Origin of the sequence: Mesorhizobium sp. M0894, assembly GCF_040319725.1 — a bacterium.
GTDB lineage: Bacteria > Pseudomonadota > Alphaproteobacteria > Rhizobiales > Rhizobiaceae > Mesorhizobium.
In genome coordinates, this window is record NZ_JAMYOG010000003.1 from 415,599 (window position 1) to 433,862 (window position 18,264).

The window sequence follows — 18,264 nt, forward strand, 5'->3', positions numbered from 1 at the left end:
CGGGTTCCTCACGCCTTCATTGCGCCGGCGATGAGCGAATCGATCTGCGTCTCGACCTCCATCCGCGCTTTCAGTTTGCCGGCAAAGTCGGCGCCGGCGGCCTTGGCCGCTTCAGGCAGCGTTTCGTATTCGCTGAGCGCCTTGGCGTAGTCGCCCTGATTGACGGCGACCTCCATGCGGGCGACGGTTTCCGGGGCGCCGGCGCCCTCGATCGCACCGATCGGCCTGACCTTGACCAGCGATTCGGCGCTCGACAGCAGCTTTTGCAGGATGCCGGCATTCTGGTCGACAGGCGTCGCGGCAGCGACCATGGCGTTGGCGGTGGCGTCCGCTTCGGCGGCGATCTCGGCGCGCGTTGGGACCCCCTTTTCGGCATAGGCGCGCAGCGTCGCGATCTCGGGTGCATCCGGTGAGATCGCGGCAAAGGTTTCGAGTTCGGCCGCGAACGGCGCACCGCGGTCGAGCGCTGCCTTGAGCGCAGAGGCGGCAATGGCCAGCGCGATCTTCGGCTGCGAAGCCTGTGCATCGACCTTGCCCGAGAGCTGTGAAACCGACTGTTCCAGCGCTGCAAGCCGGCCTTCCTGCGCCTTTGCCGTGTCGCCGGCCGATTTCACCAGCGCGTCGAGCGCGGCCAGCCTTTCGTTGAGCGGACCGAGATCGACCGGCGCCGTGCCGCCGGCCTTGCCGAGGACCGCGACCGCCGCCTCGATCTGCCGGACCTTGTCGCCAAGTGCGGCCAGCCCGGCATTGTCGCCGGCGCCGCCTTGCTCGACCGCCGATTTCAGCGCTGTAACGTCCGCCCTGACCTGATCCAGCGCCGACGACAGCCCGTCGACTTTGGACGATGCGTCATTGTTGGCGCCGGCCTGTCTGAGGTCCGCGACCTCGCGTTTCAGCGAAACGATCTCACCATTGACCGCGTCGAGCGACACGGGGCCTGACCCCGGCGCGCCGAGCAGGCCGGCAAATTGCAGCCCGCCGGCGGCGGCCAGCGCGATGACGCCGCCGACAATACCGGCGGCGATGCCGTTGATGCCGCTCCGCTTCGGCTGCGCTGCCATGTTTTCGTCCCTCATCCGGGCTGTTGTCTCGCCGGAACCTGGTATTCCCGGTCTGTTGGTCTCGGTTGCGTGGACATTGGCGGATGCATCCTCAAAACTGTAGTCGGAAGCCGTGGAGCGACCGGCCGGCGCATCCGAGCCGGCGGGATAAGGGGTTTCCGCTTCCCGGGAAGCATCGGCGCCGGCGTCCGCCGGCTCTCCCGTGCCGGCCCGCCCGGCAGCGTCGGCATGTTCCCATGGCTCGAGATCGGTCTGGTCGGCATGCACCGGCTCTTCAGGCGGCTCGGGCTGCGAGGCGTTTGCCGCTTCCTCGGCCCGCGCCTCGTCGGTCTGCGCCACGGCTGGCTGCTGCTTGCCGGCATCCTGTTCGTCGGCGACTCGCGAGACGGCGCCGGGCTCGAGATCGATGGTCACCGGCTCACGGCGGCTCTTGGAATGCCGCATCTTCGGCGTCTTGACCATGCTCGGGCTCCGCAAAATTCGCTTCGGGATGGTTGAAAGGGTCTAGCACATCACCAGGCGGTGAAAAGGGGCGGCGTGATGACGCCACGGCTTGGAGTTCAGTTTTGGCAAAACGCCGCAGCGGTTTTGGGAGATACCATGCGGGACCAGAAACAAAAAACCCGCCTCGGCGGCGGGTCATTGGGGCGAATCAGCACCATGCTCAAATTATTAGCATAGCTGCCGGCACAAAGCAAGAACAAAATGTGCCCGAGCGCAATTGTCTCAGGTTGGTGGCTGCCCGCCAAGCTGCCGATCTCCCCCCTTGCGGGGGAGATGGCCGGCAGGCCAGAGGGGGGTGTGACAGAGCACCAACGTCTACCTAAACCCATCCCCCAACCGGGAATGGAGGGCTCGATTGGCTGACAGGTCGGAGGGACAGCACCCCCCTCTGCCCTGCCGGGCATCTCCCCCGCAAGGGGGGAGATCGGCAGCTTCGCCGACAGCGCCTGCTGCGGAATAAATTGAGGATGCCGGCAGGAGGTATGCCAACGTCCGGAACAGGCGGATGCCGGTCAGCGCCGCGCCTGCAAAAGCCCCAGCAAGGCATCTTCGCTGGGCTCAGGCGCAATCCGGATCCTTTCGCCAGCGGCATCATCCAAGGCCGCGGCAATACGTCCCGACAATGCGAAAAAGCGCGTCTCTTCAAAAAAACCGCGCACCGCCGGCCGGCTAGCCAGGGCCTGCATCGCCATGGCCGCCTTGGCCGAATAGAGCAGCACCGCCTCGACCGGCCGGGCGGACAGGCGCGCAAGCACGGCCTCGTCGGAGTAATCCAGCACAACGGTGTCGTAGGTCTCGACGGCGCGGACCTGAGCGCCCGCCGCCTGCAGCCGCTCCTCGAAGCCCGGAAAGCGCACCCGCCCGCAGAGATAGACGATCGTCTGCCCCGCGTAACCACCAGCAAGCGCATCGGCCAGCGCCTCGGCATTCCCTGGGCCTTCGCTGACCGACAGAAACCCGGCCGCGCGGGCGGCTTCCGCCGTCTTGCTGCCGACGGTGTGGCACGGCAAGCCGGCGAGCGCCGCGATGACCTCTTTCGGCGCATGGCGAACGCCGTTGGCACTGGTGGCCGCGACCGCCGCAGCCGCATCGGCGACCGCGCCGACGTCGACGGGCAGCGCCACCGTTTCGGTCAGCGGCAGCAGGATCGGCTGAAAGCCGGCATCCGCAAGCCGGCGCGCCGTGCGCAAGGCGCCCGGTTCGGGTCTCGTCACCAGGACGCGGAGCATGTCAGGTCCAGCCGTCGAAGAATGTTTCGCCGGCTTTGGCCCGAACGGTCGCGGCGGCTTCCGCGCCAATGCGCGCCGCCTCCTGCGCTGGCCCTTCCAGCCTGACTTCATGCGACTGCGTGCCATCGGGCGAGATGATCAGCCCGGCAAAGGAAACCGTTGCGCCGGATATCGTCGCATGGCCGGCGATCGGGGTGCGGCAGGAGCCGTCGAGCGCCGCCAGGAAGGCGCGCTCGCAGGCCAGCGCCTGGCCGGTCGGCACGTCGTGGATTGCCGCCAGCATCGCTTCCACGTCGCGGTCGCCGATGCGGCTCTCGATACAGATCGCGCCTTGCCCCGGCGCCGGCGGAAAGACGTCGAGCGGCATCAGGTCGGTGACGACATTTTCGAGCCCGAGCCGCTTCAGCCCGGCATAGGCGAGGATGGTGCCGTCGGCGATGCCTTCGTCGAGCTTGCGCAGCCGCGTCTGCACATTGCCGCGAAACATCACCACGTCGATGTCCGGCCGCATCCGCCGGATCAGCGCCTGGCGCCTGAGCGACGACGAACCGACCCTGGCGCCTTGCGGCAGGCCGGCAATCGTTCGCGCCGCCTTGCCGATGAAGGCGTCACGCGCGTCCTCGCGCGGCAGGAAGGCGGCCAGCTCCAGCCCCTCGGGCAACAGCGTCGGCATGTCCTTCGACGAATGCACGGCGATGTCGATGCGCCGCGCCAGCAGCGCCTCCTCGATCTCCTTGGTGAACAGGCCCTTGCCGCCGGCTTCGGACAGCGGCCGGTCCTGGATGCGGTCGCCGCTGGTCGAGATGACGACCACCTCGAACGCCTCGGCCGGCATGCCATGCGCCGTCATCAGCCGCGCCTGCGTTTCATGCGCCTGCGCCAGTGCCAGCGGGCTGCCGCGTGTTCCGATTTTCAAGGTTGTTTGCATGGCGCGCCGTCCGTGATAACCCCCGGCAGGATCGAGGTCCGTCTTCCCGGCTTTCTCCTATCGGGGAAAGGCAGGCCGTACAATCCTTGGAGACAGCGACGAATTGATCCGCGTTCTGGGCATCGAGACGAGTTGCGACGAGACCGCCGCCAGCGTGGTGGCGCTGGACGATCGCAGCGCGCCCCAAATCCTGTCGAACATCGTGCTCAGCCAGATCGAGGAGCATGCCGCTTTCGGCGGCGTCGTGCCGGAGATCGCCGCGCGTGCCCATGTCGAGGCGCTGGACGGCATCATCGAGGCAGCGCTTGCTGATTCCGGCGTCGATCTCGCCGACATCGATGCGATTGCTGCCACCGCCGGTCCCGGTCTTGTCGGCGGGCTGATCGTCGGCCTGATGACGGCAAAAGCCATCGCCGCGGCAGCCAAAAAACCGCTGATCGCCATCAACCATCTCGAAGGCCACGCGCTCACCGCCAGGCTGACCGACGGGCTCGACTTTCCCTACCTCTTGCTGCTGGTCTCCGGCGGCCATACCCAGATCGTCGCCGTGCGCGGCGTTGGCGACTACCAGCGCTGGGCGACGACCATCGACGACGCGCTTGGCGAAGCCTTCGACAAGACGGCTAAGATGCTCGGCCTGCCCTATCCCGGCGGACCGAATGTCGAGAAGGCGGCGGCAAATGGCGACGCGGCCCGTTTTGCGTTTCCGCGCCCGATGAAGGGCTCGGTGCAGCCCGATTTTTCTTTCTCCGGCCTCAAGACCGCGGTGCGCCAGGCGGCAACCGCGATTGCCCCGCTGAGCGACCAGGACGTCGCCGATATCTGCGCCTCGTTCCAGGCGGCGGTGGCGGATGCGCTCGGCGACCGTGTTTCGCGGGCGCTGACCAGGTTCCGTCAGCAATTCCCGGACAAGGCTGAGCCTGCGCTGGTTGTCGCCGGCGGCGTCGCCGCCAACCGGACGATCAAGGCGACATTGCAAGCGCTGTGCGAGCAGGCCGGGTTCAGCTTCGTCGCCCCGCCGCTTAACCTCTGCACCGACAATGCGGCGATGATCGCCTGGGCCGGCATCGAGCGCCTGCGCGCCGGCATATCAGGCGAAAACGCCGCCGATTTCGTGCCGCGCTCGCGCTGGCCGCTGGACAGCGTCTCGGCCCCGATGGTCGGCTCTGGCCGGCGCGGGGCCAAGGCGTGACGAGCAAAGCCATGACGCGCAAAGCCAGCACCGGCTGGCGTGTCGCCGTGCTCGGCGGCGGCGCCTGGGGCACGGCGCTGGCGCTGGCCATGCTGCGCGCCGGTCATTTCGTCCGCCTCTATGCGCGCGACCCGGTGACCGTGGCGGCGATCGACCGTGGCGAAAATCCGCGCTATCTGCCCGGCATCGCGCTCGATTCCGGCATCGCGGCGACAAGTGACATCAAACTGGCTCTCGCCGACGCCGACTGCGTGCTGGCGGTGGCGCCGGCGCAATCGTTGCGCGCCATGCTGACGGCCGCGTCCAGCCATGTGCCGAAAGGCGTCCCGCTGGTGCTCTGCGCCAAGGGCATCGAGCGCGACACCGGCGCGCTGCTGTCGTCCATTGCCGAGGAAATCCTGCCGGCAAATCCGGTCGCCGCCCTGTCGGGCCCAAGCTTTGCCACCGACGTCGCCAGGGGCCTGCCGACGGCCGTGGTGGTCGCCGCCCGTGACGAGGCCCTGGCCGCCGACCTTGCCGCCCGTTTCTCGGCTGAAAACCTGCGCTGTTATTCGAGCGACGACCTAATCGGCGTCGAGATCGGCGGCGCGCTGAAGAACGTCTTTGCCATCGCCGCGGGTGCCGTCACCGGCGCCGGGCTCGGCGCCAGCGCCCAGGCCGCAATGGTGACGCGCGGCTTCGTCGAATTGCGCCGCATCGGTGCCGCCTTCGGCGCAAAGCCGGAGACGCTGATGGGGCTTTCCGGCCTCGGCGACCTGCTGCTCACCTGCTCGTCCGCCCAGTCGCGCAATTTCGCCTATGGGCTGGCGCTCGGGCAAGGCAAGCCGCTTGCCGGCCTGCCTCTGGCTGAAGGCGTGCCGACGGCGGCGATCGCCGCCCGCATCGCCGGCGAGCGCCGGATCGACGCGCCGATCATCGCCGCCGTCGCCGCCATACTGGACGGCACCGTCACCATAGACCAAGCTGTGTCGGCGTTGATGACCAGGCCGCTCAAAACCGAAACCGACATGTGATTTCTCAACGATTGCGGAGATGGAAAGATGCTGTTTGCGTTGATTTGCAAGGACAAGCCAGGAAGCCTGCAGGTGCGGCTCGACACGCGGCCCGAGCACATTGCCTTCCTGGAAGGGCTGAACGGCGACAAGAAACTGGCCTTCGCCGGCCCGTTCCTCGACGCCGACGGCAAGCCGAACGGCAGCCTCGTCGTTGTCGAGGCGCCCGATGTGGCTGCGGCACAAGCCGTGTCGACGGCCGATCCCTATACCAAGGCAGGGCTGTTCGAAAGCGTCGAAATCCGGCAGTGGAACTGGAGCTTCAACAAACCGGCGGGTATCTAAATGCATGTCGCGCAAAAGTGTGCAGCGGTTTTGTGATAACGACATGCATAAAACAACGCGACGCGCTTTTAGTCGCGGCGGCACCTGAGGAGGAGCAAAACGATGAACTACTGGCTGTTCAAATCCGAACCCTCGGTCTTCTCCTTCGAGGACCTCAAGGCCAAGGGCAAGGCCGGCACACAGTGGGACGGCGTGCGCAATTATGCGGCGCGCAATAACATGAAGGTGATGCAGATCGGCGATCTCGGCTTCTTCTACCATTCCAATGACGGGCTCGACATCGTCGGCATCGCCGAAGTCTGCGCTCTGGCCCATCAGGACAGCACCACCGACGACCCCCGCTGGGAGTGCGTCGATATCCGCGCCTTCAAGGACATGCCGAAGCCGGTGACGCTGGAACAGGCCAAGGCCAATCCAAAGCTGGCCGACATGGCGCTGGTGCGGCTCGGGCGGCTTTCGGTGCAGCCGGTGACGCCTGCCGAATGGCAGGAGGTCTGCCGCATGAGCGGACTGACGCCGGCGCCATGACGGCGCTGACGCCGGACAGCGCCAAGAAATTCATCCTCGACAACACGGCGCTCATGGCGCCGCCGCATGTGCCGGAGATACGCCTGCAGCTGGCCGACGAGGCGCATGAATTGTGGCAGCGGACCGAGGATGAGCTGAGCGAAATCGGCCTGCCGCCGCCCTTCTGGGCCTTCGCCTGGGCCGGCGGCCAAGGCCTTGCCCGCTACATCCTCGACAATCCGGCTGCGGTGCGCGGCAGGCGCGTGCTCGACTTCGCCTCCGGCTCCGGCCTTGTCGCCATTGCAGCAGTGATGGCCGGATCTGCCGAGGTGATCGCCGCCGATATCGACCCGTTCTGCGCGACCGCGGTCCGCCTCAATGCCGAGGCCAATGGCGTCGAGATAGAATTCCTCGCCGGCGACTGCATCGGCACCGATGCCGGCTGGGATCTGGTGCTGGCCGGCGACGTCTTCTACGACAAAGCTTTCGCCGACAGGCTGATGCCGTGGTTTGCGGCGTTGAGGGCGCGCGGCGCCGACATCCTCGTCGGCGATCCCGGCCGCTCCTATCTGCCGAAGACCGGGCTGGAACCGCTTGCCGTCTACGAAGTGGCGGTGACCCGCGCGCTGGAGGACGCCGAGGTCAAGCGCACCACCGTCTGGTGCCTTGCTTGACGGCATCGCCGAACAGGCGTTCCATCGCGCAATCGACCGGAGGGAATCATGGATTTTTCAGCAATCAATTGGCTGGCGGTAATCGTCGCCGCCGTGGTGGCGTGGCTGTTCGGCGCGGCCTGGTATATCGGCTTGAGCAAGCCGTGGCTGAAGGCGGCCAAGCTTGATCCAACGATGAGCAAGTCGATGCTGCCCTTCGTCGTCTCCTTCGTCGCGGAGCTCGTCATGGCGCTGGTCATGTCGCTGATCATTGGCGCCGTGACCGGCGGCGAACCGAGCCTGCTTGCCGGGGTGATCTTCGCCTTCGTTCTCTGGCTGGGGTTCGTCGCCACGACGCTTTCGGTCAACCATCGCTACGAAGGTTTCGGCTGGGATCTGACGCTCATCGATGTCGGCCATTGGCTTGGCGTGATGCTTCTCATCGGCGCGGTGATCGGCTGGTTCGGCGCGGCGGCGACAGGCTGACCTTTAGGTTGGGGTCTTGCCGACTTCCTCGAGAAGCCAATCGCGAAAGGCGACGATGCGCGGATCGTTCGCCGCACTTTCGGGATAGACCAGGAAATAGGCGAATTCGGGCGCGACCTTGATGCCGAGTTCAAAGGGCCGGATCAGCCGGCCTTCCGAAAGGTCGTTTGCCACCATGGCGAAATCGGCGAGCGCAACCGCGTTGCCGTCGAGCGCGGCCTGCACGGCATCCGTCGAATTGCCGAACACGATGGTCCGGCTGTCGTCGAAATCGTCGACGCCCGCCGCCGCCATCCACATGCTCCAGTTCGGCCAGGTGACGCCCTGGCGCGACCACTCGATATGCGCCAGCGTATGATGGAACAGGTCGCGTGGCTCCTTGAGCGGCGGCCCTGACCGCAGCAAGGCCGGACTGCAGACGGGAATGATGACGTTTTCGAACAGCCGGTGCGAGCGAAGCCCCGGATATTTGCCGGCGCCGAAACGGATGCCGACATCGACATCGTCGCGGTCGAAATCGCGCACCTCATAGCTGATATCGAAGCGCAGCTCGATTGCCGGATGCTGTTTGCGAAAATCGTCGACGCGCCGCATCAGCCACTTCGTCGCGAATTGCGCATCGAGGGTGACCTTCAGCAGCGCCGATCCGCGCGCCGTCTTCTGCGCCCGTGAGACCGCGCGGCCAAGCAGGTCGAGCGCGTCGGTCGAGGCCTCGAACAGCACCGCGCCCGCCTCGGTGAGCCGAATTGTGCGGCTGGTGCGTGTGAACAGCACGACACCGAGCTGATCCTCGATTTCCTTGATCTGGTGGCTGACCGCCGCCGGCGTCAGGCCGAGCTCGTCGGCGGCGCGGGTGAAATTGAGGTGCCGGGCCGCTGCCTCCAGCGTCCGCAGCGCACGGGTTCCAAGCAGCAGGCGCGCCATCAGTGCCAGACGAGGAGAGTTCGGTCGAGCATTCCAATCCTCAAACAAAACTTGAAGATGTAGAAAAAACTACTCGTTTCCCGTTTGAATTTCAATCCGCCATGATCTGAGCATCGAAGAAACATCAAACCGGATTTGATGTCCGGAGAAGCGGATTGCACCATGTCTGATATCGCCTTGCGCTCTGTAACCCTCCGCCCGGCCTGGCTGCGCGCCGTGCTCGACTGGCTTCGGCACGCGAGAATCGCGGCCAATCTTCCCTACGAGAATGTCGAGGATCTCTCCGATCGCCAGCTGCGCGACATCGGTAGCGAACGCAAGGACATCGCACGCGCCATGGACCGCGAACTCGGCCGGCTCGGCCTTCTCGACATAGGGTGGCAAAGGAGTAGGGGAGTAGGGGAGTAGGGGAGTAGGGGAGTAGGGGAGCTAAGCGGCGCGCCCGCCCCTGTCTCTACTTTTACTGCCCTATTCCCCTACTCCCTTATTCCCCTATTCCCTTACCTTACCACCCTCACCACCGTCCGCTCCGACAGCAGCGGCAGCAGCCGTGCCATGGTGCGGGCTGTTACCGCGACGCAGCCTTGCGTCGGCGTGAAGCCGGGGCGCGCCAGGTGGAAGAAGATGGCGCTGCCGCGCCCGCGCCGGCGCGGCACAATGTTCCAGTCCAGCACTAGGCAAGCATCGTAGAGATCGTCGGCCCGCTGCATCCGCTCATGGCTGGCGCCATAGGGGATTTTGACCGGGCGGTTGTAGTTGCGGTCCCCAGGCACTTCGCACCAGCCGAGGTCGCGGCCGATCGGCGTCATCGCCAGCCGCGTCCGGCGGCCGCTGGAAAAACGGTCGCCGCGAAAATATCCCGACAATATCCGCATCGAGGCGAGCGGCGTGGCGCCATCGCCCTCGCGCTTGCCGGCCGAGATGCCGCCATGCCCCAGCGCACATGGAAACACGAGTTTGCCGGCCTGTAGAAAGCCCTGGCTGGCATGGCCGGGCCGCGCGCGCACGGTGAGCACGGTGAGCCCTTTCGGCAAAATTGCGCCGACTGCATTGCGATCGTGTTTTTTCTTGTATGATCGTGCCACGGAACAAATCACTGTGAACGGCTGTTGTGCCGGTCAGCTTCCGCATAAACAGGCAGCGGTCAACTGAAATCTCTTTTCAAAACAACGGATTGATCCATGACTTCACGCACCATTCTGATCGTCGACGACGATGACGACCTGCGCGGCACCCTTGTCGAGCAATTGTCGCTTTATGAGGAATTCGATGTCCTGCAGGAAGCGACCGCCGCCAAAGGCGTCGCCGCGGCGCGCGGCGGGCTCATCGACCTGCTCATCATGGATGTCGGCCTGCCCGACATGGATGGCCGCGAGGCGGTGAAGATATTGCGCAAGGGCGGCTACAAGGCGCCGATCATCATGCTGACCGGCCACGACACCGATTCCGACACGATCCTTGGTCTCGAGGCCGGCGCCAACGACTATGTGACGAAGCCGTTCCGCTTTGCCGTGTTGCTAGCCCGCATCCGCGCCCAGCTGCGCCAGCACGAACAGAGCGAGGACGCCACTTTCTCGGTCGGCCCCTACACGTTCAAGCCCAGCCAGAAGCTTCTGATCGACCCGCGCGGCGCCAAGGTGCGGCTGACCGAAAAGGAAGCCTCGATCATCAAATATCTCTACCGCGCCGACCAGAAGGTGGTGACCCGCGACGTGCTGCTGGAGGAAGTCTGGGGCTACAATTCCGGCGTCACCACGCATACGCTCGAAACCCACGTCTACCGGCTGCGCCAGAAGATCGAGCGCGATCCTTCCAACGCGGAAATTCTCGTGACAGAAAGCGGCGGCTACAAGCTGGTTCCTTAAACATTTCATTATTCAAATAAGCGATCCGGGCGGGGCGCTTTTCGGGTACGGTCCTGAGCTGGAGGTGGGTCTGGATCGAACTCGCGGAGGCATCGGGTCCAAGGAGCGGAACCGATTTTTGAAACGCCTTGCGCGTCCGGGGGACGCGCGGCGCTCTAGGGAGGAGTGGGACTGACGGTTCGGGGACATAGCTAGATGGCGCTGGATGACGACATCCGCATCCTGTCCACCGTGAGGCTCTTCGAGGGCTTTACGCAGGAACAGCTGCGTCTGCTCGCCTTCGGCGCCGAAACCACCATGCTGAAAGCCGACCACAAGCTTTATCGCGAGGACGACGAAGCTGATTCGGCCTACATCGTGGTCAGCGGCCGCATCGTGCTCTATCGCGAGCACGACGGGGAGCGCATCCCGATCGGCACCGCCGGTCCCGGCACCATACTCAGCGAACTGGCGCTGATCGCCGACACCAACCGGCTGACCAGCGCCTCCGCCGAAATCGATTCGGAAGTGCTGCGGCTCAGCCGCAAGATGTTCCGCCGCATCCTCGAGGAATACCCGGAGCTGGCGGTTCACTTGCACCAGCGCATATTGGAGGATTTCCAGGCGATGATCCGCCGGATCGAGGAACTTGGGCCGCGTTTTGCCGGCTAATGTAGCGCCTCTGGTTTAACCAGATTTCGGAATTTGCGAGTTCTCAAGGCCGGTGCGTTGCGGAAACAAGCTCCGCCTTGCGCCGCGCCGTCTCCAGTCCGAGCGCAATGAAGCGGCGCGCATGTTTGGCCAGCTCCATATTGTCGGTCCACAGATTGCGCCAGATCGCGGTTTTCCGCGACAGGTTCTCGTCGACGATTTCCGACGAGAAGGATTCGAAGCTGAGGTCGTCGCTGTAGCCGATAGCGGTCAGCGCATCGAATATCCCGGCGAAATCGATATTGCCGGTGCCGAGGAAGCCGCGATGGCTCTCGCCGATATGGACATAGCCGATTTTCTTTGCGGCGTTGCGGATGGCCAATCCGACATCGGCCTCCTCGATGTTCATGTGGAACGTGTCGAGATGCAGGAAGATGTTGTCGGAGCCGCTGTCCTCGATAAAGGCCATGCCTTGCGCGGCGGTGTTGAGCAGGTTGCTTTCGAAGCGGTTGACGATCTCGAGGTTGAGGGTGACGCCGGCTGACTTTGCCGTCTCCGCCACCTCGGCAAGCGTGCCGGCGCTGCGGTTCCACTGGTCGCGCGTCGGCGCCTCGCTCTGCAAGCCGTGGCTGGTGCTGAGGATGCCGGCAACCTTCTGGCCGCCGAGATCGCGAGTCAGCGCGATCGTACGTTTCAGGATTTCGACGCCGTGCGCCGCAATCGTTTTGTCGGCGCTCGAAATATCGCCGTCGGCCGGCAGTCCGATGCTGATCGCGACGCCGAGGCCGAGATCGGCTATCCGCTTGGCCAAGCCGTCAATGTCGACATTGGCGGGGTCGAGATAGGAGAATTCGATCAGGTCGAAGCCGGCTTCGCTGGTGTTGGCCAGCGTCCGCTCGAGATCGCTCTGCGTCGAGCTCGCCGACCAGACGAATGAGTGGATTCCGATGCGCGACATGATTGTCTCCGGTTATTCCAGCAGTAGCGGACCCAAGTCCAAATCGGTGTTTGGCAATCCGTTGCTCAGACAAAAAAGGTGCGGCCGGTCATACCCGCCCCACCAGGCTTGGGAGGTTTAGCGAGCTGCGGTCCAGCCCTTGTAATCCTTCAAATTGTCGGCCGTGATCAGCTTCGGGTCGAGCAGCACCGTCGGCTCGGCCGGCTTCTTGCCGGCAAGCAGGTCAGCCGCCATCGTCAGCGACTGGCCGGCCATCACATAGGGATCCTGCGAGGCCGAGGCCTTGATCATCGACGTGCCGGAAGCGAGTTCCTTCTCGATATCGGGCGCGCCGTCGACCGCCGTGAAGATGAACTCCGAGCGGTTGAGCTGCTTGGCCGCAAGCTGGGCGCCGATCGCCGTCGGATCGTTGATGGCGAACACCGCGTCGATCTTGTCGAAACGGGTCAGCAGCGACTGAAACACTTTCAAGCCGCCGTCACGTGAGCCTTCGGCGTTCTGGTCGTCTGAAAGGACCTTGATGTCGGGGTGTTTTGCCAGCACGTCCTTGCAGCCCTTGACCCTCTCCAGGATCGACGACGAGGCCGGGCCGTTGAGGATGACGTAGTCGCCCTTGCCGCCGGTATGGTCGACCAGATACTGGCACGCCTCTTCGCCGGCCTTGACATTGTTGGTCATCACGGTGACGTCGGCGCCCGGCGCCGAAACGTCAAAAGCGGCAACGACGATGCCGGCCGCCTGTGCCTTCTTCACCGCCGGTGCGATCGCCTTGGCATCGACGGCATTGAGCATGATGACGTCGACGCCGGCGGCGATGAAGGAATCGACCTGCGAGACCTGCTTGTTGAGATCGTAGTCGGCCGATACCGATGTCACCTGCACATTCGGGTTGATTTTCTTGGCCGCGTCCTCGATGCCCTTGATGGTGGCGACGAAGAACGGGTTGCCGAGCAGGCCGACCGAGATGCCGACCTTGTTCAGGTCCTTGGCCGATGCCGGCGCGATGACGGCGGCTGCAAGGGCGACGCCGCAGAGCAGTTTAGCGATGATCTTCATAGTTTTATTTTCCTCCTGATGCCCGCGCCTCTCACGGTGCGTTACACATGAAACCGGCTCGATGGACGCCGGCGACTAAGGGCCATCACGTTCTTGCTCCTGCCTGGAGCCGGTAACGGTCGAGGGCGACCGCCACGATGATGACCAATCCCTTGATGATGTACTGCCAGATGTCGGAAACACCGGCGAGGATGAGCCCATTTGACAGCACGGCGATGATCAAGCCGCCGATCAGCGTGCCCCAGATCGAGCCGACGCCGCCGACGAAGCTGGTGCCGCCGAGGATGACCGCGGCAATGGCGTCGAGTTCGTAGGACTGGCCGAGCTGCAGCCCGTTGGCGGCATAGAGCCGGGCCGCCGACATGGCGCCGCCAAGGCCGGCCAGAAGGCCGGAAACGCCGTAGACGAAGAGCAGCACCAGCGGCACCTTGATGCCGGTCAGTCTGGCGGCCTCGGCGTTGCCGCCGACGGCGTAGATCCAGGTGCCAAGCACGGTGCGCTTGAGCACCAGCCAGGACAGCACCACGACCGCCAGCGCGATGATGACCAGCCATGGAACGCCGAACAGCGAACCGTTGCCGATGAAGTCGAACGGCAGGTCCGAGTTGAACACCGTCGTGTCCTGGCCAAGCAACCGGGCGACGCCGCGCACGGCGGTCAGTGATCCCAGCGTGACGATGAAGGGCGGCAGCTTGATGTAGGCGATCAGCAGGCCGTTGATGACGCCGAAGCCGAGCCCGACGAGAATGGCCGCCGGCACGCCCAGCAGTCCCCAATCGGGCACCAGCGACACCATCACCGCCACCATCGCCGAGGCGGCAAGGATCGAGCCGACGGACAGGTCGATGCCGCCGGTCAGGATGACGAAGGTCATGCCGGCCGCCAACACGATGTTGATCGACGATTGCTGCATGACGATCAGCAGATTGGTCTGGGTGAAAAAGCGCGGGTTGATGAACTGGAAGCCGACCGCCAGCAGAATCAGGATCGGCAGCATGCCGAGCGCAGCGATGGCGGTGCGCCACCTTGTGCTCCTGCCCACCGCCCGGTCGTCCGCTTTCATCGTGTCGGCCACCTTGTCGGTCATCGCTGAGCCGCTCCCGTTGCAAGTTCCATGATCGCTTCCTGCCGCAGTGGCTCGCCCTCCGACGCCGTTACCTCGCCGGCAATGGTGCCGTCGCGCATCACCAGCACGCGGTCGGCGATGCCGATCACCTCCGGCAGTTCGCTGGAGATCATCAGGATGGCGATGCCTTTCTTGGCCAGATTGTCGATCAGCCGGTAGATTTCCGACTTCGCCCCGACGTCGACGCCGCGGGTCGGCTCATCGAGGATGACGACCTGCGGCTCTGTTTCCAGCAGGCGGGCGAGCAGCACCTTCTGCTGGTTGCCACCCGACAGCGAGCCGGCATTGGCCTGCACCGAGCTGGTGCGGATGGAGAGCTCGGACACCGCCTTGGCGGCGCGCTTTTCGGCAGCCGCGAAGTCGCGCAGACCGCCGGCCTTCGCGTCCCTTGCCAGCACGCCCATGCTGATGTTGTCGGAGATCGACATGTCGAGGAACAGGCCAAGTTGCTTGCGGTCCTCGGTCAGGTAGGCGATGCCGGCATCCAGCGCCTCGCTTGGCGAACCGATGGATATCGGTTTGCCGCCGAGCTCCAGCGTGCCCGATATGTGCCTGTCGGCGCCGAAGATCAGTCGTGCCAGTTCGGTGCGGCCCGAGCCGACCAGGCCGGCCAGCGCCAGCACCTCGCCTTTGTGGAGGTCGAAGGAGCAATTCCTTATGAAATTGCCGTCCGACATGCCGCGCACCGACAGCGCGACGGCGCGCTTGCTGTCCGGCGGGCGGTGATCCTTCTTGTAGAACGTCGACAGATCGCGTCCGACCATCATCGATACCAGGCGCGAGGCGTTCAGATCGGCGCGGTCGAGCGTGCCGACATAGCCGCTGTCGCGCAGCACGCTGACGCGGTCGGCGAGCTGGTAGACCTCTTCCATGCGGTGGCTGATGTAGATGATGGCGATACCTTGCGACTTCAGCGTCGCGATCACCTCGAACAGCCGGTCGGTCTCACGCGAGGTCAGCGAGGTGGTCGGCTCGTCCATGACGATGATGCGCGCATTGGTCGACAGCGCGCGGGCGATTTCGACCAACTGGCGTTCGCCGAGCGACAGGCTGCTGACCGGGGTGCGCGCTGAAAAAGTCACGCCGAGCCGCGCGATGATGTCGCTGGCGCGCCGGTTACACTGCTCGCGATCGACGATGCCGAACCGTCGCGGCTCGTTGCCGAGGAAAATGTTCTGCGCCACCGACAGATTGGGCGCCAGCGACAGCTCCTGGTAGATGACCGCAATGCCGGCGGCGCGTGCCTTGATCGGGTCGCCGGTGGCGGCCGGCATGCCGTCGATCAGGATTTCGCCGCCGGGATCCGGCCGGTAGGCACCGGACAGCACCTTCATCAGCGTCGACTTGCCGGCACCGTTCTCACCCATCAGCGCGTGCAGCTCGCCGGCATGGACGGTCAGCGACACATCGTGCAGGGCGCGGATCGGGCCGAATGTCTTCGAGATGTGGCGCATCTCCAGCACCGGCTGGCGCACCGTCTCGATCCGGGCGATGGCGCTCATCGCGCACCTCCCGCAGCTGCTCTGGGGGCACCCCGATCGGCGGCAAGGCCGCGCCAGTCGTTGCGGTAGCCGGCAAGGCCGCTGAAGCTTGCCGCATGCACCGCCTCCGGCGCCTCGGTGGCAAACTCGCGTCCGACGCTTTCGAAGGCAAGTGCTGCGGCACCGGTGGCGCTGCCCTCCAGCGTTGCGCCCTGCAGGAAGGCCTGCCCGGGACGCACTTGCGCCAGCAGCGCGGCAAGCAGCCCGCCATTGTTCAGGCCGCCGTCGACGATGACGGTATTATCGGAATGGATCAGCTCGAGGCACAAATCGACCATCAGCGCGACATAGAGCAGCGCCATGGCCGCGCGTTCGTCGGCGTTGGGCGTGCGCCCGACCAGTTCGCCGCGCCGGTGTGCCATCGGGCCGCCGGGCGCGAAGCTCGGCAGCGCCATGATGCCGGCGTCGATCACCCGCTGTATCGATGACGGCGCGATGGCGCCCTGCCAGCCGGCGCTGATCGTCGCGAATTCGCGGCCGCCCATGAAGCGGATGGTTGGCACCGGGCCGCCATCGACATCGACGTTGACCAGCATGTCGCGCTCGCCGTCGAGTGCGTCGAGAGGACAGTCCGGATTGAGAACGACGACCCAGGTGCCGGTCGAGACCACGGTCACCGGCCCGAGCTGCTGCCGGCGGTAGGCATGGAGCGCGGCATTGCTGTCGTGGACGCCATTATGGATGGCGACCGGCTTCGCGGCTCGGCCGAAGCGCTGCTCGCCGATCACCGCGCCGGCACGCTCGAAGGCGGGCATCTGGCCGCGCCAGCCCCCGCCATCGACCAGCGAGCTGAAATCGCGTTTGCGCGGCGCCCATAAATGCGAGTGGCAGCCGAGATAGGACACTTCCGATACCGGCCGGCCACCAAGGCGCCAGCTCCAGTATTGGGGGTAGCCGAGGATCGATTTCGCTGCGGCGAAGGCACCGGGCTCCACCTCCTTCAGCCACAACATGTGGCGGCCGTAGTTGAAGCCAAGCGGCAGGCGCGGCGAAAAGGTCTCGGCAAAATCCGGAATGCGGCGATCGATCTGCGCGGCGATCTCGGCTGGCGGTTCCTGCTCGTAATCGAGGATCGGATGCGTCAGCGCGGCGTCGTCGACCAACGCGAAGGTGCAGCCATGGCCGGATACCATCAGCCCTTCCACGCCATGCGTGTCGACGGCGTCATCGATGGCGCGGGCCGCCCAGTCGTACAGCGTTGCCTCGTCGAGCACGCTGAAGCCGTTTTTGCGGATCCAGTTCGGCTGGGTGCGGCGCTCGTCGAGGATGCGTCCGTCCTGGCCGAAGACGAACAGCTTCGAATTGGTCTTGCCGAAATCGAGGACGGCTACTTTCACTGGGCGCCTCCCGAGGAAGCGGCGATGCGCACCATGACGCCGGCATCTTCGAGCATGCGCGCGTCGGTGTCGGACAGGCCCTCATCGGTGACCAGCGTACCGATCCGCGACAGCGGCAGCGCCACGTTGCGGGCGTGGATCGACAGTTTGCGGCTGTCGGCCAGCACGACGATCTGGTCGGCGCAGAGGCTGAGCTCGACGATCGAGCGGACCAGCAGCGGGTGCGATTCCAGAAGGCCTTCCTGGCCGATGCCTTGCGCGCCGAGAAAGAACTTCGAGGCGTAGAACGGCACCGTCTGGGTCAGCGAATGGATGATACCCGGCTCGCGGTGCAGTTCGCCGCCGGCGACGGTCAGGCTGCAATGGCCGTGATCGCTGAGATAGGCCGCGAGCGGCATCGAGTTGGTGTAGAGCCGGATGTTGCGGTCGGCGAGCTTGACGCCGAGATGGAAGCAGGTCGAACCGCCATGCACGATGACCGCGTCGCCGTCGCGCACCATGGTGGCGGCGAGAGCGGCGATCTGCCGCTTGGCCTCGACGGCGAGGTCGCGGTTCTCGTCATAGGGCCTGGCATAGGCGACGCCGACTTGCGAAGCGCCATCGAGCGCCGAGATGCCGCCATAGACCTTGCGCGCTTCGCCGGCCTCGTCGATCTTGTCGATGTCGCGCCGCACCGTCGCCGCCGACACGCCAAGCCGCTCCTGCAGCTCGCGCACCGATGCGAAAGGCCGGTCTCGCAAAAGCTCGACAATCTGGCGCTGGCGGCCGGAGTCGCTCAACCCTTACCTCCCAATGCGCTTGCCTCCCAAGCCATTTTGCACGGCATTGCCATTTTGCACGGCAATTGGTGCAACTTACTCAACGGGCCTCGGATTGCAAGCGTGATTTGACGCGATAACATCACTGTTGACGTAACTTACTCGCATCTGC

20 protein-coding genes are annotated in these 18,264 nt (G+C 65.1%); 9 read left to right on the forward strand and 11 right to left on the reverse strand.

Annotated features, from left to right (window positions below):
- Positions 1–8 precede the first annotated feature (8 nt).
- The 3 genes from NKH91_RS08325 to hemC all read right to left on the reverse strand — a co-directional run bounded on the left by NKH91_RS08325 (position 9) and on the right by hemC (position 3,722).
- Positions 9–1,523 (reverse strand): COG4223 family protein, encoded by a 1,515-nt coding sequence (locus NKH91_RS08325; RefSeq protein WP_352883925.1) that lies wholly within the window; start codon positions 1,521–1,523, stop codon positions 9–11.
- Positions 1,524–2,077: 554 nt separating this feature from the next.
- A complete protein-coding gene (locus tag NKH91_RS08330; RefSeq protein WP_352845311.1) occupies positions 2,078–2,794 on the reverse strand; it encodes a uroporphyrinogen-III synthase in 717 nt (238 codons plus the stop codon).
- Between the two features lies 1 nt (position 2,795).
- Complete coding sequence (gene hemC, locus NKH91_RS08335; protein WP_023721376.1) at positions 2,796–3,722, reverse strand: hydroxymethylbilane synthase; 927 nt, start codon at positions 3,720–3,722, stop codon at positions 2,796–2,798.
- 106 nt (positions 3,723–3,828) lie between these two features.
- Between hemC and tsaD the strand changes: the two genes are divergently transcribed.
- The 6 genes from tsaD (at position 3,829) to NKH91_RS08365 (ending at position 7,897) form a co-directional block, all read left to right on the forward strand.
- Positions 3,829–4,914 carry a tRNA (adenosine(37)-N6)-threonylcarbamoyltransferase complex transferase subunit TsaD gene (tsaD, locus tag NKH91_RS08340; RefSeq protein WP_352588416.1) on the forward strand — a complete coding sequence of 362 codons (1,086 nt, stop codon included), beginning with the start codon at positions 3,829–3,831 and terminating at the stop codon, positions 4,912–4,914.
- Between the two features lie 11 nt (positions 4,915–4,925).
- Positions 4,926–5,927, forward strand: coding sequence for an NAD(P)H-dependent glycerol-3-phosphate dehydrogenase (locus NKH91_RS08345; protein ID WP_352845313.1), 1,002 nt, complete (start codon positions 4,926–4,928; stop codon positions 5,925–5,927).
- Positions 5,928–5,954: 27 nt separating this feature from the next.
- Positions 5,955–6,251: a YciI-like protein gene (locus tag NKH91_RS08350; RefSeq protein WP_352845315.1), complete on the forward strand. Its 297-nt coding sequence runs from the start codon at positions 5,955–5,957 to the stop codon at positions 6,249–6,251.
- A gap of 102 nt (positions 6,252–6,353) precedes the next feature.
- Entirely contained in the window at positions 6,354–6,779 is a 426-nt protein-coding gene (locus NKH91_RS08355) for an EVE domain-containing protein (protein ID WP_352845319.1), read from the forward strand.
- The gene (locus NKH91_RS08360) at positions 6,776–7,432 is read left to right on the forward strand and encodes a class I SAM-dependent methyltransferase (protein ID WP_352845510.1); all 657 of its coding nucleotides are present in this window, start codon (positions 6,776–6,778) and stop codon (positions 7,430–7,432) included. Before NKH91_RS08355 ends, NKH91_RS08360 begins: the two co-directional genes overlap by 4 nt.
- A gap of 48 nt (positions 7,433–7,480) precedes the next feature.
- Positions 7,481–7,897, forward strand: a complete 417-nt coding sequence (locus tag NKH91_RS08365; protein ID WP_352845321.1) for a DUF1761 domain-containing protein — start codon at positions 7,481–7,483, stop codon at positions 7,895–7,897.
- Between the two features lie 3 nt (positions 7,898–7,900).
- Here the strand turns inward: NKH91_RS08365 and gcvA are convergent, their stop codons facing one another.
- Complete coding sequence (gene gcvA / locus NKH91_RS08370) at positions 7,901–8,821, reverse strand: transcriptional regulator GcvA (protein WP_352845323.1); 921 nt, start codon at positions 8,819–8,821, stop codon at positions 7,901–7,903.
- 162 nt (positions 8,822–8,983) lie between these two features.
- On the opposite strand from gcvA, the gene NKH91_RS08375 reads away from it, so the two are divergent.
- The gene (locus NKH91_RS08375) at positions 8,984–9,229 is read left to right on the forward strand and encodes a hypothetical protein (protein ID WP_023721384.1); all 246 of its coding nucleotides are present in this window, start codon (positions 8,984–8,986) and stop codon (positions 9,227–9,229) included.
- A gap of 92 nt (positions 9,230–9,321) precedes the next feature.
- Here NKH91_RS08375 and NKH91_RS08380 read toward each other — a convergent pair whose 3' ends face one another.
- Positions 9,322–9,858 (reverse strand): L,D-transpeptidase family protein, encoded by a 537-nt coding sequence (locus NKH91_RS08380; protein WP_245278686.1) that lies wholly within the window; start codon positions 9,856–9,858, stop codon positions 9,322–9,324.
- 144 nt (positions 9,859–10,002) lie between these two features.
- On the opposite strand from NKH91_RS08380, the gene NKH91_RS08385 reads away from it, so the two are divergent.
- Together NKH91_RS08385 and NKH91_RS08390 are read left to right on the forward strand one after the other, a co-directional pair.
- Positions 10,003–10,686, forward strand: a complete 684-nt coding sequence (locus NKH91_RS08385) for a response regulator transcription factor (protein WP_023721386.1) — start codon at positions 10,003–10,005, stop codon at positions 10,684–10,686.
- A 195-nt stretch (positions 10,687–10,881) separates the two neighbouring features.
- Positions 10,882–11,337 (forward strand): Crp/Fnr family transcriptional regulator, encoded by a 456-nt coding sequence (locus NKH91_RS08390; RefSeq protein WP_023680480.1) that lies wholly within the window; start codon positions 10,882–10,884, stop codon positions 11,335–11,337.
- Positions 11,338–11,380: 43 nt separating this feature from the next.
- Here the strand turns inward: NKH91_RS08390 and NKH91_RS08395 are convergent, their stop codons facing one another.
- The 6 genes from NKH91_RS08395 to NKH91_RS08420 form a co-directional block, all read right to left on the reverse strand.
- The gene (locus NKH91_RS08395) at positions 11,381–12,274 is read right to left on the reverse strand and encodes a sugar phosphate isomerase/epimerase family protein (protein ID WP_352494078.1); all 894 of its coding nucleotides are present in this window, start codon (positions 12,272–12,274) and stop codon (positions 11,381–11,383) included.
- A gap of 117 nt (positions 12,275–12,391) precedes the next feature.
- Positions 12,392–13,330: an ABC transporter substrate-binding protein gene (locus NKH91_RS08400; protein ID WP_023721388.1), complete on the reverse strand. Its 939-nt coding sequence runs from the start codon at positions 13,328–13,330 to the stop codon at positions 12,392–12,394.
- Positions 13,331–13,415: 85 nt separating this feature from the next.
- Positions 13,416–14,393: an ABC transporter permease subunit gene (locus tag NKH91_RS08405; RefSeq protein ID WP_502896313.1), complete on the reverse strand. Its 978-nt coding sequence runs from the start codon at positions 14,391–14,393 to the stop codon at positions 13,416–13,418.
- 20 nt (positions 14,394–14,413) lie between these two features.
- A complete protein-coding gene (locus tag NKH91_RS08410) occupies positions 14,414–15,958 on the reverse strand; it encodes a sugar ABC transporter ATP-binding protein (RefSeq protein ID WP_352643719.1) in 1,545 nt (514 codons plus the stop codon).
- Complete coding sequence (locus tag NKH91_RS08415; protein ID WP_352845325.1) at positions 15,955–17,334, reverse strand: FGGY-family carbohydrate kinase; 1,380 nt, start codon at positions 17,332–17,334, stop codon at positions 15,955–15,957. Before NKH91_RS08415 ends, NKH91_RS08410 begins: the two co-directional genes overlap by 4 nt.
- The gene (locus NKH91_RS08420) at positions 17,331–18,113 is read right to left on the reverse strand and encodes a DeoR/GlpR family DNA-binding transcription regulator (protein WP_023721392.1); all 783 of its coding nucleotides are present in this window, start codon (positions 18,111–18,113) and stop codon (positions 17,331–17,333) included. The genes NKH91_RS08415 and NKH91_RS08420 overlap by 4 nt, the downstream gene beginning before the upstream one ends.
- Between the last annotated feature and the right edge of the window lie 151 nt (positions 18,114–18,264).